This window comes from Massilia orientalis, assembly GCF_030411975.2.
Lineage (GTDB): Bacteria > Pseudomonadota > Gammaproteobacteria > Burkholderiales > Burkholderiaceae_D > Telluria > Telluria orientalis.
Map to the genome: position 1 here is coordinate 41,197 of NZ_JASNRB020000027.1, position 24,548 is coordinate 65,744.

The following is a 24,548-nucleotide window of genomic DNA, read 5'->3' on the forward strand; positions in this document are numbered from 1 at the left end:
GCGGAGGCGGCCTGTGTGGATGAGGCTCTTGATCCTGTGCAGCCTGATGGCGCTGGCGGCCGTCGCGCCCGTGCGCGCGCATGGGTTGCCCACGACGTTCCAGGTGGCGGGCGTCCTGCCCAAGAACAGCGCCGAGCAGTTCGAGCTGGCGTTCTGGAATTCCGTCAAGGACAGCAAGCAGGTGGGCGACTACGAGGCTTACCTGCAGGCCTATCCGAAGGGACGCTTCGCCAGCCTGGCGCGCACGCGCATCCAGCAGCTGAAGGCGGCCCCGCCGCAGGCGCCCGCGCCCGCGCCTGCGAAGCCGGCCGGGAGCAAGCCCGCAGGCACCCAGCCGCAGACGAAGACCGCGCCGAAGCCGCCACCGCAATCGCAGCCAACCCGGCCGCCCGACAACAAGATACGCCCGGTGCCGGCACCCGTCGACGGCGGCCGTGAAGTGGCGCCCGCAGCGGGACCGGCCGGTTCCGTTGCCACGATAAAGGATTGCGACGTCTGCCCGTTGATGGTCGCGCTGTCGCCGCAGCCGTTCATGATGGGCAACAACAGCAGCGACCCGTCCGAGCGGCCCGCGCACAAGGTGGCGCTGCACACGCCGTTCGCGATCGGCAAGTACGAGGTCACGGTGGGGCAGTGGAACCAGTGCGTCCGGGCCAGCGTGTGTCCGACGATGCCGTCGCTGGGCAACGTGCCCGAGAACCTGCCGATGCGCGACGTCAGCTGGGACGAGGCGCAGCTGTACCTCAAATGGCTGGGCACGGTGAGCGGGAAGCAGTACCGCCTGCCGACCGAGGCCGAGTGGGAATACGCGGCACGCGGCGGCACCACGACCCGCTACTGGTGGGGGCAAGAGATGAAAGGCGGGAATTCGAGTTGCGCAGGCTGCGGCATGCCCTGGAGCGAGGAACGCCCGCCGCCGGTCGGCAGCTTCCCCGCCAATCCGTTCGGCCTGAACGACATGAACGGCAGCGTGTGGGAATGGGTGCAGGATTGCTGGCACAGCACGTACAAGGGGGCGCCCGCCGACGGCAGCGCCTGGGTCGAGGGTAACTGCCAGGCGCGCGTCATCCGTGGCGGTTCGTGGCGCGAAAACGGCAGCTACATGCTGTCCACCACGCGTTTCAAATACGACGCCAGCGTGCGCCAGTCGCAGAACGGGTTCCGGGTCGCGCGGTCGCTCGATTGATGGCTAGCGGCGCGCGTGCGTCGTGATCTGCAAGAAGTCGACGCCGATCGCGCCATGTGCCCTGGCGATCGCGGCAAGTCGCTCGTCCAGGGCGCGCAGATACGCCGGTCCCGGTTCCGCATCCGGACGCAGCCCTTCGAACAGCGGCACGGACGTGGTCACCAGCACGAGCATGTCGGTGCCGAACGGCGGACCGATCACCCAGTTGCCGAGGCTGCCGATGGTGGCCGTGTAGCGCGGCGGCGCCAGGTTTTCGCGCGCGGCCGCATTGGGCAGCAGGTGGACGACATTGCCGTCCAGGGCGAAATAATCGACCGACACGTACGACTGGTAGTCCGGCGTGGTCACGTCGACCATCAGCGTATCGCCTGCCGCCAGGTTGCCGCCCCGGCCGCTGCCCGGGTTCAGGCGGAGCGACACACCGGCCGTGCGCGACGCGACCCAGTAGCGGCCGAGGACGCGCATCAACGGACACTTCGCATCGTCGACGTCGTGCAGGGTCAGCTCGACCCGCGTCACGCCCGGCAATGCCGCCAGCATCGTCTTGAGGCGCGCCGGCCCCACGCTGTGCGCAAGATAGCCCTGCACGCTCACGACACGCCCATCGATGGCGGGCACGAGCGCCGAGCACGGCACGCCGGCCAGCACGGTGGAGATGGCCGCCAGGGTCGGCGGCGGCGCAGGCGCAGGGGGTGGCGAATGTGCGGGCGGCGGCGTGGCGGCGACGGACGCGGGCGGCCCCTGCGCGGCCGGCGCGGTGCCATGCCGCGGCAACAGCAGGCGCAGCGCGACGAACACGACCAGTGCGGCGGCCGCGGCGGCCAGCGCGGTTCCCGCCCCGATCAGCAGCGGCTGCCGGCGCCGCGCGTCGCGCGCACCGATCTCCTTCAAAAAACCGTTGACGGTGGGCGTGCGGAGCTCGCGCCGCAACGCGAGCGTATTGCGCAGCGCACGCCATTGCCTGTGGCCGAGTCCGGGCGGCCGCTGCGGACGCAGCCCGGCATCGCGCGCCTGGAGGGCAGACAGCCGGTTGAACGGGTGGCGCCCCGTCAGCAATTCATACGTGATGCAGCCGAGCGCATAAATGTCGTCGCGCGGATCGGGCTCGCGGTTTTCCAGCATCTCGGGACTCGCATAGGCGGGCGTCAGGGCGCCGAGGCTGCCGGGATCGAAGACGGTCACGTCCGAGTCCTCTTCCGCCTTCTGGAACACGCGCGCGATGCCGAAGTCGATGACCTTGACGCCGCCCGTCTCCGTCAGGATCACGTTGGCCGGCTTGAAGTCGCAGTGGACGAAGCCGCGCTCGTGCGCATAGGCGAGCGCCCGGCCCATGCCGCTCACGATCTTCATCGCCTCGTCGAACGGCAGGACGTGGAAATCGGGCGCGCGCAGCATCTGGCTGAGCGACTTGCCCTGCAGGTATTCCATCGTGATGTAGACCATCGCCCCATCGCGGTCGAAGTCGTACACGGCCACGATGTTCGGATGGGCCAGCGTCTGCGCCTTGCGCGCTTCCCGCTGCAGGGAGATCAGCGATTTGGGATGCCCCTGGAACTGTACGTTCAGCACCTTGATCGCGATATAGGGATGGCGGTCCGACGCTTCCAGCTTGCGCAGGTCGAGCGCCTTGTAGACGGTGCCCATGCCGCCGAAGCCGACGCATTCCTCGAGCACGAAGCGGCCGTTGAGCGTGTCGCCGACGCCTTTCATGCGCTCGACCGCCGCGCCCGGCGGGCCGGCGATGCCCGCGGGCTGCGTCGGCGGTTGCAGGGGTTTCGTCTGGACATAGGTTTCTTCGTCGCTGACGCGCTCGCGCTGGCGCTGGCGCGCCTCGATCGCCTGCGCGATGCGGCGCTCGACTTCGCCATAGACCTCGGCCGGCAGCGGCGAGCGGCGATGCGCGTCGTTGAGGGTCTTAAGCAGGCTCGAGACGCTCTCGGGCGTACTGGCCAGCAGGCGGTCGACGCGCGCAAACATCTCGGCTTGCCCGAGGGTGCCGCTCTGGAACTGGCGAAGGGTATCGGCGAGGTTGTCCATGTCTTCCTCTGACAGGTGCGCCGTGTGCAAATTCACCGCACAGACGATGTGTTGTTCCCGGCCAAACCGCGTCACTCCCAGTGTTGGACCGAACCCACCGGATACCGGATAAAACGTCGCGAATGGGCGCAAAAGGTGCTGGCACGGTTCTCGCAAAGAGTAGGGTGAGCACGACGAAAGCGGCTCGCCAACCAACCCAATCCACTCAAGGAGAACACGATGAACACGCTGTCGATCAAAGACCTGGCACTCACCTGCGAACTGGACCGCGGCGCGATGGCGCACGTGCGCGGCGGTCACGGCAAGATGCAACAACCGTCGCATGGGCTGTCCCCGATGCCGGCCTACTTCCCGAGCTACAACTCGACCGTCGACGTCGACCAGAACCTGCAGCAATTCCAGAACGTGACGAACGCGACCGCGAACGGCTCGGCCTTCATCGACGGCGTCACCGTGCACAACAACACGAGCCAGTTCGGCCAGAACAACGCGGTGGTTGCTCATTAAATGTATCACTGAGCGGAACCAACGCGAATTTAATCTGTCACTCATGCCGGCCCGGTCATCTCGCGATGGCCGGGCCGGCATTCCCCATTCAGGAGAACGACATGGCAATCATCACCATCAAGGACTTGTCCGACAACACGGACCTGGACCGTAAGGCAATGCAGGCGATCTCAGGCGGCTCGCGCCTGCGCTCCTACGCGGGTGTGCTGCGGCCCGCGCAACCGCAGCGGATCGTCGACTTCCGCACGAAGGCGAAGCCGGGCAAGCCGCCTTCCAGATAAATCATATAAACCGTTTAGTACGATCACCATGCCGCCCGGCCCGCTAGCCGGGCGGTTTTTTTGTACCTTCAGGTTCGGTGTTCGGCTGGATCCAACAGATACGGCGCGGTGTTGGTCCGTGCCCGCCAGATTCTCCTTCCAAACAGCCAGACAACCTGTTTTTACGGGCTTTTTTGGCTGGCACGCATTCTGCTCATACCCTGGTGAGCGCAAATCAAACGCTCTTCCAACCAAATCACTGACGCAAGGAGAATCAACATGAAAACCCTGATCATCAAAGACCTCGCCGCCGCCTGCGAACTGAGCCACATCGACATGACCGCCATCCGCGGCGGCCACGGCGCCACGTCCACGCCCTGGTCGACCATGTACAGCCCGTCGTACGACTCGTCCATCAAGGCTAACCAGAACCTGATGCAGTTCCAGGACGTGAAGAACCTGACCGCCAACGGCTCGGCCTTCATTTCCGGCGTCAGCGCCACCAACAACACCGATCAATTCGGCCAGAACAACATCGCCGTCCTGTAAGGAGAACGTCATGCAAACCCTGATCATCAACGACCTGGCCCAGAGCTGCGAACTGGATCACAAGCAAATGGCAAGCGTGCGCGGCGGCCACGGCACGAGCAGCCCGTCGTACTCGCTGTACCCGATGCCGTCGCCGACGTATTCGAAAACCGTCAACGCGACGCAAAACCTGGCCCAGATCCAGAGCGTGCTCAACGAGACGGCCGACGGCTCGGCCTTCGTGAGCGGCGTGACGGCGAATAACAACACGTCGCAGTTCGGCCAGAACAACCTGCTGGTCATCTAAGGAGAACATCATGTCGTCGATCGTCATCCAGGACCTCACCCGCACCCGCGCACTGGACACGCATGCCATGTCCGCGATCCGCGGTGGCCAGGCCTTTGGGCCGAACGTGAACGTCAACCTGAACCTCGACCAGCGCATCGCCCAGGTCCAGGACATCAAGGTCAATGTCCTCAACAACAGTGTGATCGGCGACGGCTTTACGGCCCCCGCTGTGACCTTGAATCCGCTGCAATTTGCTACCAACAACGCCGTCGTCCCGCTGTAATCTTTTAAGGAGAACATCATGAAAACCCTGATCATCAAAGACCTGTCCGTCGCCGCCGAACTCGACCACGGCGCCATGGCCGCCGTGCGCGGTGGCTACAACATGAGCCAGACGTCCTGGTACCCGCTGCCGTCGCCGTCGCCGACCTACGCTACGACAGTGGACGCGACGCAGAACCTGACCCAGTTCCAGAACGTCGTCAACGCGACCGCGAACGGATCGGCCTTCGTCAACGGCGTGACCGCGAACAACAACACGAGCCAGTTCGGCCAGAACAACATCGCGGTGATCTGACCCGGGAGGGCGGGAACCTGATACGGTTCCCGCCAAACCGATGAACCAAAACGACCAGCCGCTGTCTTTCAATCAGGAGGCCCACATGGCGCACATCAGGATCGATGACCTTCGCGTCGAGCGCACCCTCGACGCGCGCGCGATGGCGCGTGTCCGCGGCGGCGACGGCGCGGCGTGGTGCTTCGGCTGGATCCAGGCTTATCTGCCCGAGCAGTTACGCGCTTCACCTGTCATCAATTTTTACCAGATCAACAATTACGCGGACCAGATGATCAACCAGTTCCAGACGGTCAGCGTGAGCAGTTCGGCGCCGAACTCGGTGGTGACCGTCGGCGTGGATGAACGGAGTACCAACAACGGACACGTCTGATGGGCGAGACGCTGCAACTCCGCTGGACCTCGGCGGCGCGCACCGACACGGGACTGGTGCGCACGAATAACGAGGATGCCGTGCTGGACCGGCCGGCGCGGCGATTATGGGCCGTCGCCGACGGCATGGGCGGTCATGCGTTCGGCGAAATCGCGAGCCGGATGACGGTGGAGGCGCTGGACGCGCTGCCGCCGGAAGACGCGCTGCAACAAGCCGTCGCCGCGGCGCGCGTCTGCCTGCTCGAAGTGAACGGCTTGCTGGTGGCGGAGGCCGCCGCACGCAACGTGCCCGTCATCGGCACGACGCTCGTCCTGCTGCTGGCATCCGGCCGCACCGCCGTCTGTGTCTGGGCCGGCGACAGCCGCATCTATCTATGCCGCGGCGGCAGCCTGCACCAGCTCACACGCGATCACAACCAGTTCGAGGAACTGCAAGCGCGGAACCACCTGTCTCCTGCCGACGCATCGGCCTACCCGGGCGCGACCATGATCACGCGGGCGCTCGGTGCGGCCACGACGCTGGAGCTGGACGAAGTGCAGGTGCAAGTGAGCGACGGCGACATCTTCCTGCTCTGCAGCGATGGCCTGAGCAATGCGGTCAGCCCGGAGGCCATGTTCGGCGCGCTGACCGGCGGCGACTGCGCGCAGGCGGCCGATACGCTCGTCCGGCTCGCGCTGGAAGCCGGTGGACGCGACAACATCTCCGTCATCGTCGTGCGCGCGGACGACGTCGAGGCCGACCAGACCGTTCTCAATCCCTCCTTGTGATCGGCGGCTAATGCCGCCGAAAATCCTTCGAATGCAGGCCGTGCTTCTTCAGCAGGATCTGCAGGTGGGAGCGGTTCATGTCCCAGCGCCGCGCCAGTTCGGCCACGGTGCCGCCGACGTCCTTCAGGCCGCGTTCCAGGCAGGCACGCTCGGCTTCGTCGCTGGCCGCGCGCTTGGCTTCAGCCAGCGAGGCCGGCGGGTCCGGTGAGGCCGTCTCGATCCGGGCAGGCGCAACGGGGCGGATGTCCTCGGGCAGGTGCGCGATGTCCGCCGTGTCTCCGGCCAGGCAGGCCAGGCGGTACATCAGGTTGCGCAATTCGCGGATGTTGCCGGGGTAGGTGTAGTCGAGCAGGAAGGCGCGCAAGACCGGCGTCAGCGCGACCGGCCGCCTCTTCAACGCTTCGGCCGCCTCGTCACCGTAATAGGCCAGCAGCAGCGGGATCTCGTCCTTGCGCTCGCGCAGCGGCGGCAAGGTCACGTGGATCACGCTGAGCCGATAAAACAGGTCTTCGCGAAACTGGCCCAGTTCAATCAGCTTGCGCAGATTCTTGTTGGTGGCGGCGACGATGCGGGCGTCGACGGCGATCGTCTCGTCCGAGCCCACGCGCTGGATCTCGTGCGACTGCAGCACGCGCAGCAATTTCACTTGTCCCTGCAGCGGCAACTCGCCGATCTCGTCCAGGAAGATCGTGCCCTTGTGCGCGCTTTCGAACTTGCCCTTGCGGTCCGTCGCCGCGCCGGTGAAGGCGCCGCGCTTGTGGCCGAACAGTTCCGATTCGATCAGGCTCTCGGGAATGGCGCCGCAGTTGACGGAGATATACGCTTTGTCGGCGCGCGCGCCGTTCGCATGGATCACCTTGGCCATCAATTCCTTGCCCGTACCGCTTTCGCCGTCGACGAGGACGGGCAGGTCGGTCGGCGCCGCCTTTTCCGCGATCTCGAGCGCGTCCAGCAGGCGTGGGTTGTCGCCGAACGTGCCTTCGAACACGAAGCTGCGCGCGAGCAGGGCCTGGCGGCGCTCGCCCGGGATCTGCTCCGGCGCCGCCTGGCTGCCGACTGCTTGTATGAAACGCTCCGTGTGCGACAGTTGCATGACCTCGTCGCGCACGGCATTCGCCTGGCGCAGCAGCTTTTCGATGTCGGGCCGGTCCAGGCGGCTGGCCCAGCGCAGGGTCGAGCGCAGGATTTCCAGGCGCTCCAGCAAGCCCGCGTATGACATCGACGATGCGCCCTGCGGCAGATCCTGGTTGAACAGTTTCATGATAATCAAGCTGCGGCCAATTGCTTCTGCACGAGCTCGTAATACATGCCGCGCCCCGCCAGCAGCTCGTCGTGCCGGCCTTGCTCGACGATGCCGCCCTCGTACAGCACGACGATTTTATCCGCCCGCATGATCGTGCTGAGCCGGTGTGCGATGATCACGGCCGTGCGTCCCGCGAGGATCTCGTGCATGTTCGCGATGATGTTGCTTTCGGACTGCGTATCGAGTGCCGACGTCGCCTCGTCGAACACGAGCAGGCGCGGATCCTGGTACAGCGCGCGGGCGATGCATAAGCGCTGCACCTGGCCGCCGGACAGCCCGACGCCGCGCTCGCCCACCACCTGCTCGTACCCGAGCGGCATCTTGCTGATGAAGGCGTGCGCATCGGCCATCTTCGCGACCTGCTCGATGCGGCGCCGGTCCGGGCTCTCGTCGCCGCTCGCAATATTTTCCGCGATGGTGCCGGAAAACAGCAGATTGCTCTGCATGACGTAGCCGACCTGGGCGCGGTAATAATCCTTGTCGATCGCGCTCATGTCGTAACCGTCGACGAGGATCTTGCCGTCCGTGGGTGCATAAAAGCCGACCAGCAGTTTCGCCAGCGTCGTCTTGCCCGAGCCGCTGCGGCCGACGATGGCGATCAGTTCTCCGCGGCGGATGTCGATGCTGATGTTTTCCAGCACATAGGCCGTGTCGTTGCCGCCATAGCGGAAGTACACGTTCTCGAATTTGACGTCGCCGCGCAGGTCGGGCAGCACGACGCGGCTGGCCGCCTCGCTGGGCTTTTGTTCCGGTTCGATGTCGAGCACGTCGCCGAGGCGTTCCATGGCAACGCCCGCGTCCGCCAGCCGGCTCCACAGCGCTACCAGCCCCATCAACGGCGCCAGCACGCTGCCCATCAGGGCGTTGAAGGCGATCAGCTGGCCGATCGTCAGCTCGTGGTCGAGGACGAGGCTCGCGCCGGCCCACAGGATCGCGATCGTCGTGCCCGCATTCAGTAGCTGGCTCGCGAGGCCGACGAGGATGTTGAATTTCTGCGCGCGGTACTGCGTGTCGAGCGCCTTGACGTATTTCTTTTCCCATTTCAGGCGCACGGGACGTTCGCTGCCCATGCCCTTGATCGTCTCCACGCCGCCCAGCGCCTCCATCAGGAAGGCGTGCGCGTCGGTGGACGCGTTGAAGACGTCGCGTGCGTACTGCTTGATGTGCGGCGTCGTCAGGATCGTCAGCGCCATGATCGGGACGACGAACGCGATCAACAATAAGGTCAGCTTGACGTTGTAGACGAACAGGATGGAAAAATAGATGAACACCATCAGGAGGTTCAGCAACGTCGTGACGGTGGACTCGGTCAGGAACGCGCGGATCGTCTGGTTTTCCTGGAAGCGCGCGACGATGTCGCCCGTCTTGCGCTTGGCGAAGAACGAGAACGGCAGCGACATCGTGTGCTTGAAAAACCCCGCCATCATCGAAAAGTCGAGATTGCGCACCATGTAGTTGGCAAGGTAAGCGCGCACGGTCGCCATCAGTTGCGAGAACACGTTCGAAATGACGAGCCCGGCAATCAGGAGATGCAGGAGGCTGACGTTCTGGTGCACGATCACGCCATCGAGAATGTTCTGGATGATCAGGGGCGGCACGATGCCCAGCATCTGGATTACGAACGTGGCCAGGAACAGGTGCAGCAATATCTTGCGATACGGCCGCAGATAGCCCACGAAGCGCAGCCACGGCGAGCGCAGGGCGGCCTGCGCCGCCATGTCCTGGCCGGGCGTGAAGACGAGGCAGGTGCCGCTCCAGCCCCGCTCGAACTCCTCGACGGACATCTTGCGGAAACCCACCGCCGGATCGGCGACCCAGATGGTGCGCGGCGAGATGCCGTACACGATCACGTAGTGGTAGCCCTCCCAGTGCACGATGAAGGGCAACTCGAACCCCTGCAACGCATCGAAGGTGCACTGCACGCCGCGCGCCGAGAAGCCGAGCGTCTCGCCCGCGCGCGCGAGGCTGTCCAGGGTCGCGCCCTGCGTGGTGACGTTGGCCAGTTCGCGCAGCTTGCCGAGCGTGATCTGCACGCCGTGGTGGCGGCACAGCATGGCGAGGCAGGCTGCGCCGCAATCCATTTCCTCCGCCTGTTCCACGAGGGCGAAACGGCGGATCACGCGCTCGCCGGACTCGGGCTCGGCGAGGTCCAGCCGCAGCGGCCGCTTGCGGCGCTCGGCCAGCTTCTTTTGCCGCTCCAGCTCCCGTTCGACGAAGCGGATGCGGTCTTCCAGCACTTCGCGCAGGCCCGCGTTGCGCTCGAGGATCATGTGTGCCGTCTTTTCGGGGATGACGAGCAGGGTAGCGGCAGATACCGCCACGGCCGACGCCATCTGTTCCTGCCGCATCAAACACGCCTTCTCGCCGAACATGTCGCCCGCCTGCAGGGTGGCCAACGTCAATTCGTCGGCGCCGTCGTGGTAGACCAGTTTCACTTGCCCCTGGCGCAGCACGTACAGGCGGCGGTCGTCGCGCCCGTCCTGCCTGAGGATTTCCTTGCCGGCCGGGACGCGCTTGACGCCCACGCTGCGCACCATCTCTTCCAGTTCTTCCTTGCCGACCTTGCCGCGCAAATCGAACAGGCGCGCCACGAGGCCGCCGGCGGAACCGATCGCGACATAGCTCGTGACGAAATCGAGGGCTTGCGGATTGCGCGCCAGCACGGGCTCGATCACCGCGCGCGGGATCAGCCACAGCTCCGTCTTCAGCGATGCACGTGCCGACAAGTCATGGTGGGCGTCGCGCAGCATGGCGATGTCGCCGAACGTCTCGCCGGTTTTACGGACGCCGATGCTGAGCTCCTTGCCGTGCTCTTCGGAGAACACGCGCACGGAACCGGATTTCACCACATACAGCCCCTCGGCCGGGTCGCCCGCCTTGCAGATCGTCTCGCCGAACGCGTAATGGCGCACCTGCACCGCGTCCGCCAGCTGTTCCAGCGCCTCGCGCCCGAGCGGCGACAGGATCTCCACGGATGCCAGGAAATCCGTGGCCGGCGGCGCTCTGGACGGCGTTTCCATGATGACTGCCAGGCTCAACGCGTTGGACACGCTTCGATCACGTGCTCCTGCGCGCGCGCCACCAGCCACGCTTCGCGCAGCAGGCGGCGTACCTCGGCGGCCGTGTCGGCATCGAGCGAGGCCGGGTGTTTCGCGTTGACGCAAAAAATTTCCCAGCACGCGCCATCGGGGGATGGAAACGGTCCGAGCAGTTCGCCCTCGCGCGCATTGAACACGCGCGCCTCGATGTCGCCCTTGAGCGAGCCGCGCAACACCTTGCCGATGACGCCGCCCTGCTGGCGCGTGCCCTCGTCGACGGCGTGTTCGCGCGCCATCTCGGCGAATGCCTCCGGCTCCTCCTGCAGCACCGACAACATCTCCCGCGCCGCGCCTTCGGAATCGAGCACGACGTGGCTGATCTCCACGCTGTCGAAGCGCGGCGAATTGAGCTTGAAATACTGCGCGACGGCCGCTTCGCTGCACACCTGCTCCAGCATCTTTTCCTGGTACAGGCCGTCGGTGATGTACGCCTCGAACTCGTCCAGCGAAACGCCGAGCGCGTCGAGATAGTGGTTGGTGTCGGCCGCGCGATGCAGGCCCAGCGCGCGGCGGAATGCATCGGCACGCTCCTGGATCTGCTCGGGCGCGAGCACGAGGCCGGCCTGCCGCGCGGCGCGCGCCGCGAGGCGGTCGCGCACCATCTGCTCGACCAGGCCTTCGAACTGTCCGTTCAGCTTCAGCGTACGGATGAAGTCATCCGTCGTGATCACTTCGTCGTCGATGCGCACGATGCCTGCCATGGTCACGCTCCTGCGTCCGGTCGATGTCCGGGGCAGGTGTTAGAGCGCGCGGCAAAGCTTAGGTTCGCAGTCGTTCGGCGTTGCAAATCAACAACACAGCCGGCGCGTGTTTCCCCGTGTGTAATCGGCAAAAACCCAACGGCTGGTGAATTTCATGTCCTGCCTTAAAGGTTATTGTAATTGTGGCCATGCCGTTGCCAATGGCATCATAAATCATGAGAATGTCCGTTATATATAAAGAACAATAACGGTTGAAGCACGATTGGAGCCCCGCGCTCCCGGGCATTCCCGTCCCGATACCAGTCCAGTGCATCCCTTCGGAAGCATTCGCCCGACGCGTGTCCTCACGCGGTACGGAGCCATGGGCTCGTGAAAAACGCATCAATACGACAGAGAGGAACAACACCATGAGGAGAGAAGCGATGAAATTCCATGTTTCTGCGATTGCACTCGGCTGCATCGCACTTCTGAGCGCCTGCGGCGGCGGCGGCGGCGGCGGCACTGACGGGGCTGCGGAGCAGACCATCAGTTTTCAGCTCCCGTTCTCGGGCGAGGCGTTGATCGGCGTGCCGCCCAATTCCGCAACGGCCACGCTGAAGGCGACGGCGAGTTCCGGCGGCGCCGTGACGTTCACGTCGAACACGCCGGACGTTTGCAGCGTCAGCGGGGATCAGCTGACGCTGCTGAAACTGGGCGAGTGCTCGGTGACCGCCACGCAGGCCGGTGCCAACGGCTACGCGCCGGTCTCGCAGCGCCAGATCTTCGTCGTTCCCAAGAACCCGCAGATGATCGCCAAGTTCCCCAACCCGGGCTGGCAGCCGCTCGATACGAAGCCGGTGCAGCTGTCCGCCACCTTCACCTCGGGCCTGCCGGCGAAATTCACGAGCAAGACGCCCGACGTGTGCTCGGTCAGCGGGACGACGATGACCAAGCTCGCCAACGGGATGTGCACCGTCGTCGCCGAGCAGGAGGGTAATGACTTCTATCTCCCGGCATTGGTGACGGGGAAAGATTCGATGTCGGTGGCAATGGCGCAGTTCATGCAGAAAAACATTCCGATCGGCACCGAACTGCCGGCCAAGATGACGTTCCTGACCGGCTACAAGGACACCGACAACACCAACGAAGGCCTCATTGGCCATTTCGGTAACCAATGGTGGTGCGACAGTTGCGATCGCGCTGTTTCCAACAACAGCTTTACCTTCACGGCAACGTCCGATGCGCCGCCGGACGCATGGTGGTATAGCCGCGCGTCGTTCCAGTTCTTCGCAGCCGGCCTCGCAGACGCCGATCTCCTGTCGCCGGACGGCACGTACCGGGCCGGCGTCAAGGAAACCGCCCTCACCACGCCGGGCGCCGCGCCGAAAGGCCTGCAGCTCGAGATCCAGTCGGCGCTGCATTTCAACCTTGCGCAAAATCCCGAGTGGTTCGGCGCGGCCAACAACAAGTTCAACGTCGAACTCTTCCTCGGTCACTTCAACCAGAAGGACGGCAAGGCTTGCAACGTGGCCCTGAAAGCCACCGTCCAGCCGACCGCCGCCGCCGCCACGAACTACAGCGTCGGCCTCAAGGATCAGTTCGCAATCAGCGAGACCTGTGGCCTGAGCGGGCTGGACATCATGAACGAAGTGCAGAACTACCCGGTCATCGAGATGCGGTTCTCCGCGGTACAGCCGAACGGGCAGGTGAAAAACGCAGCGTCGAAGTACCAGACCCAGTTCAAGCTGACCGGCCCGATCTACTTCCAGTGACATTCGACTGACATTCATGGCCACCGCACGGCGGTGGCAACCAAGGCATAGACAAAGGACATCAATAATGACAAGAGATGAGACGAAGGTCGTCAGGAAGACGATCAAGATGACCGCGCTGGCGATGGCCGCGGCGCAGTTCGCGATGCTGTGCGGCAGCGCGCAGGCGCAGACGACCGACGGCGCCACCACCACCGTCGTGGTGACCGGCCAGCGCAAGCAGCTCGAGACCGCGACGGCGATCAAGCGCGATTCCGACCAGATCGTCGATGCGGTCGTCGCCGACGAAGCCGGCAAGCTGCCCGACCGCTCGATCACCGAGGTGCTGCAGCGCGTGGTGGGCGTCACGATGGACCGTAATCAGTCGCGCCAGGGCGCCTCCCTGGCCGCGAACGGCCTGGAATTCAACGTGGAAGGTTCGGGCGTGCAGGTGCGCGGCCTGTCCTGGGGTTCGTCCACGATGAACGGCCGCGAAACGTTCTCGGCCGGCTGGCCTGGACGCGAACTGAGCTGGGGCGACGTGCCGCCGGAACTGATGGCGGGCGTGGAGGTCTACAAGAATCCGTCCGCCGACCTGATCGAAGGCGGCATCAGCGGCCAGATCAACCTGCGCACGCGCCTGCCGTTCGACGCCCCGGGCCAGTACGGCGCGCTGACCACCACGGGCAATTACGCCGAACTGGGCAAGACCAAATCGCCGGGCTTCTCGGGTCTGTACTCGAACCGGTGGAAGACCCGCGCCGGCGAATTCGGCGCACTGGTGGATTTGTCGTTCAACCGCACCAAATTCCGCTACGACACGATCGACCAGAACGTCTACTACCCGAGGAGCGACCTCATCAAGGGCCAGACGGCGTGGGTGCCGGGCGGCGGCGACTGGGGTAGCAACAACGAAGATACCCGCCGCGTGGGCTTTTATGGCGCGTTGCAGTGGAAGAAGGACAACCTGGAATCGTCTTTGACGTACTTCGACTCCGCTTTCCATCAGGTCAACGCGAATGTCTCGATGGGTGTCAACCCTGAAAATCCGTACAAGACCGTCTACACCGACGCCAAGTTCAACAGCGCCGGCGTGTTCCAGTCGGGCATCCTCAGCTATCCGATCGGCGGCAGGGGCGCGAACCAGTTCGTGGACGGCGGCCTCGCCATGAACACCACCCAGAACTTCCGCGACGTGCATGGCCGCACGCGCGAGCTGGCGTGGAACTTCAAATGGCGCGTCAACGAAAGCTGGTCGTTCCAGAACGATCTGCAGTGGGTGCACGCCACCAACAACGGCAATTACGGCATGCTCAACCTCGGCACGTTCCTGCCGAGCGAAGGCCTGGACGTCTCCGGTTCGCGGCCCGCGTTCAATTTCAACGACAAGGCGGTCGCCTTCATGGCCGATCCCCGCAACTACTTCTGGGGCATTTCGCAGCCTGAGTACAACCGCGCCAAGGCGGATCTGTACGCCTGGAAACTGGATGGCAAATACAGCTTCGACCATCCGGTGCTGCGCGACGTCCGCTTCGGCGTACGTATCACGGAGCGGAAGTCCCGCAAGGACAAGAATGCCGGTTCGGGCTGGAAATCCTACCAGGAAGAATGGGGCGTGAAGGAAACCGACGTCCCGGGCCAAATTCCGCACCTCGAAAGCTGGGACTGGCAGCGCCCGAACTTCGGTTACTTTAGCGACCCGAAATACGCAGCGCTGGGCAACGTTCAAACCTTCTCGTTCCCTGACTTCTTCAACGGCAGGATGCCTGCACCGCCGACGTTCGTCGTGCCCGCCGCGTCGATGGTCAGGAACATGGCCTCGTACAGGAACCTGCTGACCGTGCTGCGCTATAACTGCGAGGACGACAACAGGCTGACGGGCGCGACGAGCGATTGCTCGACGGCCGGCGCCGATTGGCGCCCGCCTGGCTTCAGCACCGAACCGCAGTACGTCAGCCGGCACAGCGAAGGCACCCAGGCCCTGTACGGCAACCTGCGCTTCGGCTTCGACAACTGGAAATATCCGGTGGACGGCGTCGCGGGCGTACGCGTGGTCCGGACCAACACCGTGGCCCATGGTTACACGGTGTTCAAGCCGAGTTATAGCGAGACCACCAATCCGAACGTCCCGCGCTTCGGCGAGATCAGCGATCCGATGGATCTCAAGTCCAGCCACGTCGACGTAATCCCCAGCCTGAACCTGAAGGCGAGCCTGACGGACAAGCTGCAGGCACGCGTGGCGCTGTCGCGCGGCATCTACCGTCCTGGTTTCGATCAGCTGCAGGAGTACATCACGCTGTCGCAGAACGTGATCAACGATCCCAACGACAGCAAGAAGATCACCACGATCGCGTACACCGGCACCAACGAGGGTAACGTGAAGCTGAAGCCGCTCAAGTCGAACAATGTCGACTTGACGCTGGAATGGTATCCGCGCCCGGGCCAATCCCTGACCGCTGCATTCTTCTACAAGCAGGTCAAGGACATCATCATGAACGAATCCTATACGAGGACGTATAAGGATCTCGCCGGCAACGATATGGAGTTCACGATCACCGGCCCGGCCAACGCGGCCAAGGCCCGTGTGCGCGGTATCGAGCTGGCCGGCATGACCTACCTCGACCACCTGCCCGGCGTGAGCGACTACCTGCCGGACTGGGCGAAGGGTTTCGGCGTGTCGTCGAACTTCACCTATATCGAAGGCAAGCAGCAGCTGTACCACCCGAACCCGTCGAATTTCTGCCCGTCCGGCGGCGAGCTGAAGGGATCTGCAGCGCTGTATGGCTGCGACACCAACGGCATCCCGTACAAGGATCTGCCGGTGCCGTACATGTCGAAGCGCGCCTTCAACATGGCCTTCATGTACGACCGCGGCCCGGTGTCGGCGCGTCTGGCGTATTCCTGGCGTGACCGTACCTTGCTGGCGACCGGTGTCTATGGCGCCAAGGGCTCCAACGGCACCAGCGCCGATCCGGCGCACGTGGACGACAAAGGCAACCCGCTGCAGGATGCGGGCTTCGGGATCCCGGTGTGGCAGCTGCCGGTGGGCCAGTGGGATGCGGGCATCAACTACCGCTTCAGCGACCACTTCTCGGGCAGCTTCAACATCAGCAACCTGACCCGTACGGTGACGAAACAGGTCAACCAGCAGACCCCTGGCGACATGGGCCGTTCCTGGTTCGATCCGGGCCGCAGCTTCCGCATGCAGGCCACCTACGTGTTCTAACCTGAAGTGCCGCGCCGGTGCGAGCCGGCGCGGCGTTACCTGAACAGGAACGCAATGAAATCGATGTTCATCACGGCCACCGCATTGGCGGCCGTTTTCGTCGGCCCCGTCAAGGCCGCCGACCCATCCTACTGTTTTTACCAGGACCAGAAGTTTTCCGAAGGGGCCGCGTTGAATGGCCGCGTGTGCACGCGCGGCAATGCCATGGGCAAAGGCGGAGATTTGATCTGGGCACCACAAGAGGGCTCCGGACTCCCAGCCATGCAGCAAGAGGTGGAACGCATCCGCATGCAGACCCAGCTCGTCCAGGCCCGCATCGGCTTGGCCGAGACGGAAGCCCGGTATCGTGAAGTGGCGGCCAAATCGTCCGGCAAAAACTGATCTTCCAACAGTCTCAGGCGATGTGTTGGTCCCGCACCAACACAAACCGCCGTCCATGCCGGCCTGCCCGTTACGCGGCAGGTGGCATGCTCCCTGCATGGTGGGAAGTGGGCGCGTGACATGCGCGCCGTTCCACTTCCAACCATTCGAGGAGAACCATCATGAACACATTGATTATCGAAGACCTGGCCTTTGACGGCACGGCGTCGGCCGGCTCGCGAGTGCGCTCGCTGTCGAGCGAGGAGATGAAGCGGGTATCCGGCGGCCGGGCGATCAGCGTGCTGGTCGATGGCCGGACCGCCGGCACCGTGGACGATTTCTCGCTGAATATGGAGATATTCAAAGGGAACATTGGGGGGCCGATGGTGGTGTGACCATGGCGGCCCGGGTGGCCGTGCGGCCTGGGCCGTACGGCTTGTGCCATGTCGCCGGCGCGTCAGATCGCAGCGCGGCGCGCCGCACGCGCAATGCTTTCCGCAAACAGCGGTGTTTCGCGGCGATTGTGGTCGCCCGACGACTGCTGGCGGTCCGACTGGGCCTTCTCCCACGAGATGCCATGTTCCTTGATGAATTCCAGGAATTCCTCGGTCGGGTGCGAGACGACGCTGTTCGTGTACTCGCAACGCGTGTCGTCGATCTTCCTGACGCTCAGGTCCCAGATCACCTGGACCCTGGTGCGGCCGTTCGGCGTGAACACGTCGGACGTGGACACCATCCTGCAATGCGCGGCTTCCGTGACCTCGCCCACGTAATGCTGGACGACCAGGCCCGTGCCGATCATCTCGACGTTGATCGACATGCGACGGCCGTCGTCGGTGAAGGTCGCGCCGGCGGCGATGTGATCCGGCGGCGCGCAACGCTGGTACTCGGCGTCAGGCAGCGAGAACAGCCATTTGGCGATATCGACTTTTTCGAAAGGCACGTCGATGACGTGGCTGAATGCGGATTGCGACAGGACCAGATCGTTACGTATGACAGTCATGATAGTTCTCCTAAAATTGATATGCCAAGCCCGATAGGTGCTCGCATATTGGTTTGCCAAGAGCGGCAAAAATTACGTTCAAGTGGTCAGGACAATCTTCCCGACATTCAGCCCGTCCTCCATGCGCTTCTGCGCGGCGCCGGCTTCGGAAAGCGGGAACGTGCTGTCGATGACCGGTGCAAGACGACCCTCGGCGAACTCGGACAGCCAGCGCTCCTTGAAGCGGCGCGACATGCCGTGCTTGACGTCCTGGGTGCGCGACTTCATGACGGTGCCGATGATCTGCAGGTGGCGATACAGCAGACGGTCCAGCGGGATCTTCGCGTTCTCGATGCCGCCCATGATGCCGATCTGGACCAGGCGCCCGCCGAAGCCGAGCGAGTTCACATTGCGCTCGAAGTAAGGCGCACCGATGAAGTCGAGGATCAGGTCGACGCCGCGGCCGTCGGTCAGCCTGGCGATCACTTCGGCGAAGTCTTCCCTCTCGTAGTCAATCGCGTGGTCCGCGCCGAGCCTGTGCACGAGATCGTGGGCCGATGCCTGCGCCGTGGCGAACACCGTGGCACCCAGCGCATGCGCCAACTGCACCGCGGCCCCGCCGACGCCGCCGGCGCCCGCATGGACGAGTACCGTCTCGCCGGCGTCCAGCCTGCCCAGATGAATCAGCGCTTCGTGGGCCGTCACGAAGACCTCGGTAATCGCGGCGGCCTGCACATAGTCCAGGCTCGCGGGAATCGGCATCGCCATGCGGTAATCGATGCGCGAGACTTCCGCATAGGCGCCGCCGCCGACAATGCCCATCACACGGTCGCCCACGGCGAAACCCCGCACTTCCTCGCCCACGGCGATCACGTCGCCGGCGATTTCCAGCCCCATGATGGTCGAATCGCCGAAGTCGGGACGCCCATAGCCGCCGCGGCGATGCGTGAGGTCAGCACGGTTGACGCCGGCGGCACGGGTGCGCACCAGGAGATCGTGGGGCCGCAGCACCGGCTCCGGTACGTCGCCGATCTTGAGGACGTCTGCTGCGCCGAACTGGTCGAAGATGATCGCTTTCATGATGGTTCCTTCAAAGATGTAGATGAGTGGTTACGCTGGATATCGTCGATCCGGTGCGCCTCGTGACCGCCCTGTTTCTGCGTCGTCGTGCAGGAGAAGAGCTGGAACCAGAATAGCGGCGTACGGCCGGGCTGATAATCCGGCGCCGTCGACAAACCGCTATGCGCGTTTCGCACAAGTGCGCGCCGAAAACGCTACTGCCCGCGCTGCTTCGCGACCATCCCAGGGGTTACCTTCCCCTGCTTGCCGCCAAACTGATAAATCACGTAATTGCTGACCTGCGCGATGTCGGCATCGCTCAATCCGCCCGCGAACGCAGGCATGAACACGTCCTGGTCCGCCACGCGCATATGTGTCCCGTGCAGGAGCGTCTGCACGATGTTCCGGCCCGATGGATCGCTGATCGACCTCGCGCCCAGCAAGGCTGCGTACTGGGACTGCGTTCCCTGGCCGTTCCACTGGTGGCAGCTTGCGCAACTGCCTTCGAACAGCCTCAAGCCCTGTTGAAGTCCTGCCGGCGTGGCAGCCATACGCTCCGGCTTCGTATTCACGTCGGCGGGGTCCGCGCCGGCGCGCGCGGGCACGCTGCGCAGGTAGGTGATCAATGCCCTCGTATCTCCCGGGTCCAGGTACTGCAGGCTGTTCTCGACGGCCTCGCCCATCGGCCCACCGGCCGACCCGTGGCCGGGCGCGTGGCCGTGCCTGAGATACTGGTACAACGCCTCGTCGGTCCAGCGGCCGATGCCATGCACCGGGTCCGCCGTGATGTTGGGTGCCCGCCAGCCCTCCACGATCGCGCCGCCCAGTTCGTTACCGCGATCGAGCGCGAAGCCGATGTTCCGCGGCGTGTGGCATTCCGCGCAGTGGGCGAGGGCGAGCGCGACATACGCTCCGGTGTTCCACTCCGTCGACTTGTCCGGCGCGGCGGCAAAGCGCGCGCTCCTGAAGAGCGCCGCGTTCCAGAATCCCATTGCCCAGCGCTGGTTGAACGGGAAAACGAGTCCGGGCTGCGGCGTCTCCTGGCGGGTCGTGGGCAGGCTGAAGAGGTATGCCTTGATGGCCAGGACATCTTCACGGCTCAACATCGAATAGGAGGTGTAGGGAAACGCCGGGTACAGCCGCTTCCCGTCCCGCCGGATACCGTCGTGGAGCGCCCGGACGAAGTCGTCGTCGCTCCAGGCGCCGATGCCGGTTTCCCGGTCCGCCGTGATGTTCGACGAGTACAGCGTGCCGAAGGGAAGCCTGAACGCCAGCCCACCCGCGAAGGGCTTGCCGCCCGGGACGGTATGGCAGGCGACGCAATCGGCGGCGCGCGCCAGGTATTCGCCCCGTGCGACGCGGGATGCCGTCGCGGGCGCGCCATGCACCACCGGTGCGGTACCCGCAGCGGGATCGGAGCGGGTCAGGTAGCCGTATGCGCCCAACCCGACGGCCAGGCAGAACGGGGCAAGGATGAAAATGCGTTTCATGCCGTGTGCTCCCGCAGGTTGTCGCCCGTTGCATGCCCATCGGCAGAGGCGCGCCTGTCCAGGGCCAGCACCTCCCTGCGTACCGGGAGTTCGCGCAAGCGGATGCCGGTCGCCGCGTGGATGGCATTGCACAGCGCCGGCGCGGCGATCGCGGTGCCGACTTCGCCAATGCCGCCCGGCGCCTCGGCGCTGTCGACGATCAGGACGTCGACCAGCGGTGTTTCATTCATCCGCATCATGCGGTAATCGTTGAAATTGCCTTGCTGGATGGCGCCCTGTTCGATGGTGATCTCGTTGAACAAGGCGGCGCTCAGTCCGAACAGGAGGCCGCCTTGCAGCTGCGCTTCGATGGACCCCGGGTTCACCGCAATGCCGCAGTCGACGGCGATGACTGCGCGCCTGAGCCGGATATCCCCTTGTGCACCGACCTCGACTTCGACCATCGCGCAGACCTTGCTCCCGAACGGTTCGCCCACCGCGACGCCACGCCCGACCCGCGCAGGCAGCGGACTGCCCCAGCCCATCTTTGCCGCCGCCCGTTCGAGGACGGCCAGGGTACGCGGATTGTCGTGCAACATCGCGCGGCGCCAGGCCACCGGATCGGCCTTGGCGCGATGGGCCAGTTCGTCGAAAAAACTCTCGACGACGAACAGGTTGTGCAAGGCCCCGACGCCGCGCCACCACCCGACGAGCAAACCCGCCGGCATGTCGTGCCGCACCCATTCGACTTTCATGTGGGGGATGGCGTAGGGAAGATCGGCCGCGCACTCGATGGCGTCGCCGTCCAGGCCGTTCTTGCGCATGCCGCCCGGGCGCCAGCGGCCAAGCACGGTTGCGCTGCAGATCCGGTCGCCGAACCAGACGGGATAGCCCTGCTTGTCGACGACCGCGGAGACGACGTCGTGGTACATCGGACGGACGATGTCGTGCCGGATGTCTTCTTCACGCGTCCAGACGATCTTCAGCGGATAGGCGACCAGCCTGGCGAAGGCCACCGCCTGGTCGACATAATCGGTTTCCAGCCGGCGCCCGAATCCTCCGCCCAGGTACTGGGCATGCAGCGTGATCTTCTCGACCGGCAGGCCGGTGATCTTTGCCGCATTGGCCACCACGCGGGTCGGCACCTGCGTACCCGCCCAGATCTCGCACCCGGAAGACGTGACGTGGACGGTCGCATTGAGGGGTTCCATGGTGGCGTGCGCAAGCATCGGCAGCCTGTAGGTCGCCTCGGCGCGGTCTCCGACAGGCCGGCTTCCCGTGTCGTGGCCGACGATCGCATGGCCCCTGGCCTGGCTCGCTGCCAGCGCGCCGCGCAGGTCCTTCGTCGTCAGTGCCGCATTGACGCCATGCTCCCATTCGATCTCCAGCGCTTCCAGTCCGCGTTTCGCGGCCCAGAAATGCGTCGCGACCACCGCGACGGCGTTATCGATGCGCAGGATGTCGATCACCCCGGGAACGGCACGGGCCGCCTGGTCATCCACGTTCACCAGCCTGCCCCCGAAGGTGGGGCAGGCTTTTACGGTGGCGACGCGCATTCCCGGCACCTCGACATCGATGCCGAACCTCGTCGCACCGCGCACCTTGTCGTGGGCATCCAGCCGCGCCATGGGCTTGCCGATGAGGCGGAACGCGCTGGCATCCTTGAGTTTGACGTCGCCCGGATCCGGCAACTTGCCGGCCGCGACGGCAACCTGGGCATAGCGCAGGCGCCGTCCGGAAGCGCGATGATGAATGACGCCGCGTTCGACGGTGCAAGAATCGGGAGTCACTTTCCAACGCGCCGCTGCTGCGGCGACCAGCAAGGAACGAGCGACCGCGCCAGCCTGGCGCAGTTCCGTGAACGTACTGCGCGTACTCGTCGAGCCACCGGTAATCTGCGCCTTGAGGATCTTCATCCCGTAGAGTGCATCGCTGGGCGGCGCATGCTCGACACGGATCTGGTCGAGGCCGACGTCGAGTTCTTCCGCCAGCAGCATGCACGATCCCGTGTAGATGGATTGACCCATTTCGACCATCGGCATCACCAGGCGGATGGCGCCGTCGGCATCGATCCGCACGAAAGCATTCGGCGCAAAAACGGGGGCACCGTCGGCCGCGGCGGCGAGCATATCGCCGGCTTGGCGATGCGGGTCGACGAGCGCCAGGGCGGACCTGGCGGGTCCGAGCCAGCTGAAAGCGACGGCAAGGCCGCCTGCCTTCAGGAACGCGCGGCGCCCGGCGGCGACGTCATTGCTCATGGCCGTCCTCCCTGAGCAACCAGTGGAACCACCTGGGTGCCTTCCACGTGTCCGGTGGCGGCCTGCTTGATGGCTGCCCGGATCCGCACATAGGTCGCGCACCGGCAGATATTTCCCGACATCGCGGCATCGATGTCACGGTCCGTCGGCGCAGGATTGCGATTCAGGAGCGCGGTGGCCGCCATGATTTGCCCGGACTGGCAATAACCGCACTGGACGACATCGACGGCGAGCCAGGCATCCTGGATACGTTTTCCATTCTCGGTGTTGCCGATTGCTTCGATGGTGGTCACCCTGCGGTCGCCCACCGCGGACACGGGCAGGACGCAGGCGCGTACCGGCGCGCCATCGAGATGAACAGTGCAGGCGCCGCACTGCGCGATCCCGCATCCGAATTTGGTTCCGGTCATGCCGAGGATATCGCGCAGTACCCAAAGCAGAGGCGTGTCGGCGGATGTATCGACCGCATGGGAATGGCCGTTGACCCTGATGGTGTAAGACATGGTTTGCTCCTGAAATTCGTCGTGTATCGCTTAATTCAGGTTAGCAACGAACACCGGCCGGGAAACACTGACCTTTGGTATAAACGGTTTTGCACGTTTTGCACAATCAGGATTAGTCCTCTGGCGGCGTATTCGCGTTTCGGTGGCACCTCTTATACCAAGGTATAGGTGCATGAAAATCCGCCTTCTTTTCATGTGATAATCGCCCACTGAATTTCTTACCTGTTCAGGGAGCGCGCATGCTGACGGACCGATTTGCCGAATATCTCGGGGTCTTTGCCGACGTCGCCCGCGAAAACAGTTTCTCCGGCGCGGCGCGGCGCAGAGGCATCACGCCGTCGTCCGTGGCGCGCCAGATCGACGCGCTCGAATCGCACCTGGACACGGCGCTGTTCCTGCGCTCGACCCGGATGCTCACGCTGACCGAATCCGGGGAGGCCCTGCTGGTGCGCGCCCGTCGCGTCCTCGACGAACTCGACGACGCACAACAGGAGATCGCCTCGATGAAAGGCGAGGTGCAGGGCGTACTGCGCATCGCCTGTTTTCCCACGTTCGGCCGGCGCTATGTGATCCCCGTCGTCGCCAGGCTGGCCGTGCAGCATCCGGCACTGCGCGTCGAACTGGACTTGACCGAACGTCTCGCCGATCCCGTGTCGGAACGGCTGGATGCGGTGATCCGCATCGGCAGCCTTGCCGACAGCACGCTGATCGCCACGCGCATCGCCAGGCAAACCCGCCTGCTGTGCGCAAGTCCCGCCTACCTCGAGCATCGCAGGGTGACCGGATGTACGCCTGACCAGCTCAGGGAACACTGCCTCATCGACAAGCTGCACGGCAACGACCTGCTTGGATGGGCGGACCTGCTCGGCCAGCCCATCGGCGCCGGCCAGGCGGTATTCCGGTGCGACGATTTCGAGGCGATGTTCCTGGCGGTCAGTGCCGGTATGGGCATTGCGCTGTTGCCCGACTGGGTGGTCGGTCCTGCGATCAAGGAACGCAAGCTGGTACACCTGTCGCCGGAGTCGTGTGCCTTGCCCTGCATGCGGACCGACATCCATCTGCTGCGTGCGCTCGCGCAGCCTGCAGTCAAGCTGCGGACCTTCATCGATGCCCTCAAGACGTACATCGGCGCACCCGAGTTCTGGGCGGTCTCATCCCATACACCGGAGCACCCCGGTTCCTGACGCGGCTGGCGTGGCATTGTCCGGCGCACGGACATGCCGGCTTGTTCCATCCACACCTTGATCTTCCTGGTCGCGCACCGCGCGCCGGCCACGTGCCGCGCTGCCGCTTTCGCCCATTTGTGCATGCGCTGCAAAGCCATTGTGGGCCGCCGCC

The 24,548-nt window shown here is 64.6% G+C and carries 23 protein-coding genes; 14 read left to right on the forward strand and 9 right to left on the reverse strand.

All coding sequences use genetic code 11. From position 1 onward, the window contains the following. Positions 1-19: 19 nt before the first annotated feature. Positions 20-1,186 carry a formylglycine-generating enzyme family protein gene (locus QPK29_RS29105; protein ID WP_371771929.1) on the forward strand — a complete coding sequence of 389 codons (1,167 nt, stop codon included), beginning with the start codon at positions 20-22 and terminating at the stop codon, positions 1,184-1,186. A gap of 3 nt (positions 1,187-1,189) precedes the next feature. Here the strand turns inward: QPK29_RS29105 and QPK29_RS29110 are convergent, their stop codons facing one another. Beyond that, the gene (locus QPK29_RS29110) at positions 1,190-3,223 is read right to left on the reverse strand and encodes a serine/threonine protein kinase (protein WP_371771928.1); all 2,034 of its coding nucleotides are present in this window, start codon (positions 3,221-3,223) and stop codon (positions 1,190-1,192) included. Between the two features lie 219 nt (positions 3,224-3,442). Between QPK29_RS29110 and QPK29_RS29115 the strand changes: the two genes are divergently transcribed. The 8 genes from QPK29_RS29115 (at position 3,443) to QPK29_RS29150 (ending at position 6,521) form a co-directional block, all read left to right on the forward strand. After that, positions 3,443-3,730, forward strand: coding sequence for a hypothetical protein (locus tag QPK29_RS29115; RefSeq protein ID WP_371771927.1), 288 nt, complete (start codon positions 3,443-3,445; stop codon positions 3,728-3,730). Between the two features lie 101 nt (positions 3,731-3,831). Further along, the gene (locus QPK29_RS29120; protein WP_056133712.1) at positions 3,832-4,011 is read left to right on the forward strand and encodes a hypothetical protein; all 180 of its coding nucleotides are present in this window, start codon (positions 3,832-3,834) and stop codon (positions 4,009-4,011) included. A gap of 258 nt (positions 4,012-4,269) precedes the next feature. Next, positions 4,270-4,539, forward strand: coding sequence for a hypothetical protein (locus QPK29_RS29125; RefSeq protein WP_371771926.1), 270 nt, complete (start codon positions 4,270-4,272; stop codon positions 4,537-4,539). 10 nt (positions 4,540-4,549) lie between these two features. Then, positions 4,550-4,825 carry a hypothetical protein gene (locus QPK29_RS29130; RefSeq protein ID WP_371771925.1) on the forward strand — a complete coding sequence of 92 codons (276 nt, stop codon included), beginning with the start codon at positions 4,550-4,552 and terminating at the stop codon, positions 4,823-4,825. A gap of 10 nt (positions 4,826-4,835) precedes the next feature. Continuing rightward, entirely contained in the window at positions 4,836-5,090 is a 255-nt protein-coding gene (locus QPK29_RS29135) for a hypothetical protein (RefSeq protein WP_036237151.1), read from the forward strand. Positions 5,091-5,108: 18 nt separating this feature from the next. Next, positions 5,109-5,384, forward strand: coding sequence for a hypothetical protein (locus QPK29_RS29140; protein WP_371771924.1), 276 nt, complete (start codon positions 5,109-5,111; stop codon positions 5,382-5,384). Between the two features lie 40 nt (positions 5,385-5,424). Then, positions 5,425-5,754 (forward strand): hypothetical protein, encoded by a 330-nt coding sequence (locus QPK29_RS29145; RefSeq protein WP_371771923.1) that lies wholly within the window; start codon positions 5,425-5,427, stop codon positions 5,752-5,754. Further along, positions 5,754-6,521 carry a PP2C family protein-serine/threonine phosphatase gene (locus QPK29_RS29150; RefSeq protein WP_371771922.1) on the forward strand — a complete coding sequence of 256 codons (768 nt, stop codon included), beginning with the start codon at positions 5,754-5,756 and terminating at the stop codon, positions 6,519-6,521. Before QPK29_RS29145 ends, QPK29_RS29150 begins: the two co-directional genes overlap by 1 nt. Positions 6,522-6,528: 7 nt before the next feature. Here QPK29_RS29150 and QPK29_RS29155 read toward each other — a convergent pair whose 3' ends face one another. The 3 genes from QPK29_RS29155 to QPK29_RS29165 are packed head-to-tail and all read right to left on the reverse strand — an operon-like array spanning position 6,529 to position 11,623. Beyond that, positions 6,529-7,782 (reverse strand): sigma-54 interaction domain-containing protein, encoded by a 1,254-nt coding sequence (locus tag QPK29_RS29155; RefSeq protein WP_371771921.1) that lies wholly within the window; start codon positions 7,780-7,782, stop codon positions 6,529-6,531. 5 nt (positions 7,783-7,787) lie between these two features. Next, a complete protein-coding gene (locus QPK29_RS29160; protein WP_371771964.1) occupies positions 7,788-10,844 on the reverse strand; it encodes a peptidase domain-containing ABC transporter in 3,057 nt (1,018 codons plus the stop codon). Between the two features lie 14 nt (positions 10,845-10,858). Further along, a complete protein-coding gene (locus QPK29_RS29165; protein WP_371771920.1) occupies positions 10,859-11,623 on the reverse strand; it encodes a peptidylprolyl isomerase in 765 nt (254 codons plus the stop codon). Between the two features lie 338 nt (positions 11,624-11,961). Here QPK29_RS29165 and QPK29_RS29170 point away from each other — a divergent pair, with 338 nt between their 5' ends. From QPK29_RS29170 to QPK29_RS29185, 4 genes are all read left to right on the forward strand, one after another. Continuing rightward, entirely contained in the window at positions 11,962-13,374 is a 1,413-nt protein-coding gene (locus QPK29_RS29170) for a hypothetical protein (RefSeq protein WP_371771919.1), read from the forward strand. 67 nt (positions 13,375-13,441) lie between these two features. Continuing rightward, the gene (locus QPK29_RS29175) at positions 13,442-16,579 is read left to right on the forward strand and encodes a TonB-dependent receptor (RefSeq protein ID WP_371771918.1); all 3,138 of its coding nucleotides are present in this window, start codon (positions 13,442-13,444) and stop codon (positions 16,577-16,579) included. Between the two features lie 54 nt (positions 16,580-16,633). Further along, positions 16,634-16,960, forward strand: a complete 327-nt coding sequence (locus QPK29_RS29180; RefSeq protein ID WP_371771917.1) for a hypothetical protein — start codon at positions 16,634-16,636, stop codon at positions 16,958-16,960. 161 nt (positions 16,961-17,121) lie between these two features. Next, positions 17,122-17,334, forward strand: a complete 213-nt coding sequence (locus QPK29_RS29185; RefSeq protein ID WP_371771916.1) for a hypothetical protein — start codon at positions 17,122-17,124, stop codon at positions 17,332-17,334. Positions 17,335-17,396: 62 nt separating this feature from the next. On the opposite strand, the gene QPK29_RS29190 is transcribed toward QPK29_RS29185, so the two are convergent. The 5 genes from QPK29_RS29190 to QPK29_RS29210 form a co-directional block, all read right to left on the reverse strand. Then, positions 17,397-17,942, reverse strand: coding sequence for a hypothetical protein (locus QPK29_RS29190; protein WP_371771915.1), 546 nt, complete (start codon positions 17,940-17,942; stop codon positions 17,397-17,399). A gap of 78 nt (positions 17,943-18,020) precedes the next feature. Continuing rightward, positions 18,021-19,001: an NAD(P)H-quinone oxidoreductase gene (locus tag QPK29_RS29195; RefSeq protein WP_371771914.1), complete on the reverse strand. Its 981-nt coding sequence runs from the start codon at positions 18,999-19,001 to the stop codon at positions 18,021-18,023. Positions 19,002-19,195: 194 nt separating this feature from the next. Beyond that, on the reverse strand, positions 19,196-20,470 hold the full coding sequence (locus QPK29_RS29200; protein ID WP_371771913.1) for a c-type cytochrome: 1,275 nt from the start codon (positions 20,468-20,470) through the stop codon (positions 19,196-19,198). Next, positions 20,467-22,707, reverse strand: a complete 2,241-nt coding sequence (locus QPK29_RS29205) for a xanthine dehydrogenase family protein molybdopterin-binding subunit (RefSeq protein ID WP_371771912.1) — start codon at positions 22,705-22,707, stop codon at positions 20,467-20,469. The genes QPK29_RS29200 and QPK29_RS29205 overlap by 4 nt, the downstream gene beginning before the upstream one ends. After that, positions 22,704-23,210, reverse strand: coding sequence for a (2Fe-2S)-binding protein (locus QPK29_RS29210; RefSeq protein ID WP_371771911.1), 507 nt, complete (start codon positions 23,208-23,210; stop codon positions 22,704-22,706). The genes QPK29_RS29205 and QPK29_RS29210 overlap by 4 nt, the downstream gene beginning before the upstream one ends. Positions 23,211-23,449: 239 nt before the next feature. On the opposite strand from QPK29_RS29210, the gene QPK29_RS29215 reads away from it, so the two are divergent. Further along, positions 23,450-24,394 carry a LysR family transcriptional regulator gene (locus QPK29_RS29215; RefSeq protein ID WP_371771910.1) on the forward strand — a complete coding sequence of 315 codons (945 nt, stop codon included), beginning with the start codon at positions 23,450-23,452 and terminating at the stop codon, positions 24,392-24,394. Positions 24,395-24,548: the final 154 nt, after the last annotated feature.

What these genes read in the sequence shown, in the direction of transcription:
- QPK29_RS29150 (WP_371771922.1), top strand. Translation starts at nt 5,754, where the DNA reads ATGGGCGAGACGCTGCAACTCCGCTGGACCTCGGCGGCGCGCACCGAC.
- QPK29_RS29135 (WP_036237151.1), top strand. Translation starts at nt 4,836, where the DNA reads ATGTCGTCGATCGTCATCCAGGACCTCACCCGCACCCGCGCACTGGAC.
- QPK29_RS29115 (WP_371771927.1), top strand. Translation starts at nt 3,443, where the DNA reads ATGAACACGCTGTCGATCAAAGACCTGGCACTCACCTGCGAACTGGAC.
- QPK29_RS29120 (WP_056133712.1), top strand. Translation starts at nt 3,832, where the DNA reads ATGGCAATCATCACCATCAAGGACTTGTCCGACAACACGGACCTGGAC.
- QPK29_RS29165 (WP_371771920.1), bottom strand. Translation starts at nt 11,623, where the DNA reads ATGGCAGGCATCGTGCGCATCGACGACGAAGTGATCACGACGGATGAC.
- QPK29_RS29210 (WP_371771911.1), bottom strand. Translation starts at nt 23,210, where the DNA reads ATGTCTTACACCATCAGGGTCAACGGCCATTCCCATGCGGTCGATACA.
- QPK29_RS29200 (WP_371771913.1), bottom strand. Translation starts at nt 20,470, where the DNA reads ATGAAACGCATTTTCATCCTTGCCCCGTTCTGCCTGGCCGTCGGGTTG.
- QPK29_RS29145 (WP_371771923.1), top strand. Translation starts at nt 5,425, where the DNA reads ATGAACCAAAACGACCAGCCGCTGTCTTTCAATCAGGAGGCCCACATG.
- QPK29_RS29105 (WP_371771929.1), top strand. Translation starts at nt 20, where the DNA reads ATGAGGCTCTTGATCCTGTGCAGCCTGATGGCGCTGGCGGCCGTCGCG.
- QPK29_RS29160 (WP_371771964.1), bottom strand. Translation starts at nt 10,844, where the DNA reads ATGGAAACGCCGTCCAGAGCGCCGCCGGCCACGGATTTCCTGGCATCC.
- QPK29_RS29205 (WP_371771912.1), bottom strand. Translation starts at nt 22,707, where the DNA reads ATGAGCAATGACGTCGCCGCCGGGCGCCGCGCGTTCCTGAAGGCAGGC.
- QPK29_RS29175 (WP_371771918.1), top strand. Translation starts at nt 13,442, where the DNA reads ATGACAAGAGATGAGACGAAGGTCGTCAGGAAGACGATCAAGATGACC.
- QPK29_RS29155 (WP_371771921.1), bottom strand. Translation starts at nt 7,782, where the DNA reads ATGAAACTGTTCAACCAGGATCTGCCGCAGGGCGCATCGTCGATGTCA.
- QPK29_RS29140 (WP_371771924.1), top strand. Translation starts at nt 5,109, where the DNA reads ATGAAAACCCTGATCATCAAAGACCTGTCCGTCGCCGCCGAACTCGAC.
- QPK29_RS29110 (WP_371771928.1), bottom strand. Translation starts at nt 3,223, where the DNA reads ATGGACAACCTCGCCGATACCCTTCGCCAGTTCCAGAGCGGCACCCTC.
- QPK29_RS29130 (WP_371771925.1), top strand. Translation starts at nt 4,550, where the DNA reads ATGCAAACCCTGATCATCAACGACCTGGCCCAGAGCTGCGAACTGGAT.
- QPK29_RS29125 (WP_371771926.1), top strand. Translation starts at nt 4,270, where the DNA reads ATGAAAACCCTGATCATCAAAGACCTCGCCGCCGCCTGCGAACTGAGC.
- QPK29_RS29215 (WP_371771910.1), top strand. Translation starts at nt 23,450, where the DNA reads ATGCTGACGGACCGATTTGCCGAATATCTCGGGGTCTTTGCCGACGTC.
- QPK29_RS29180 (WP_371771917.1), top strand. Translation starts at nt 16,634, where the DNA reads ATGAAATCGATGTTCATCACGGCCACCGCATTGGCGGCCGTTTTCGTC.
- QPK29_RS29185 (WP_371771916.1), top strand. Translation starts at nt 17,122, where the DNA reads ATGAACACATTGATTATCGAAGACCTGGCCTTTGACGGCACGGCGTCG.
- QPK29_RS29190 (WP_371771915.1), bottom strand. Translation starts at nt 17,942, where the DNA reads ATGACTGTCATACGTAACGATCTGGTCCTGTCGCAATCCGCATTCAGC.
- QPK29_RS29195 (WP_371771914.1), bottom strand. Translation starts at nt 19,001, where the DNA reads ATGAAAGCGATCATCTTCGACCAGTTCGGCGCAGCAGACGTCCTCAAG.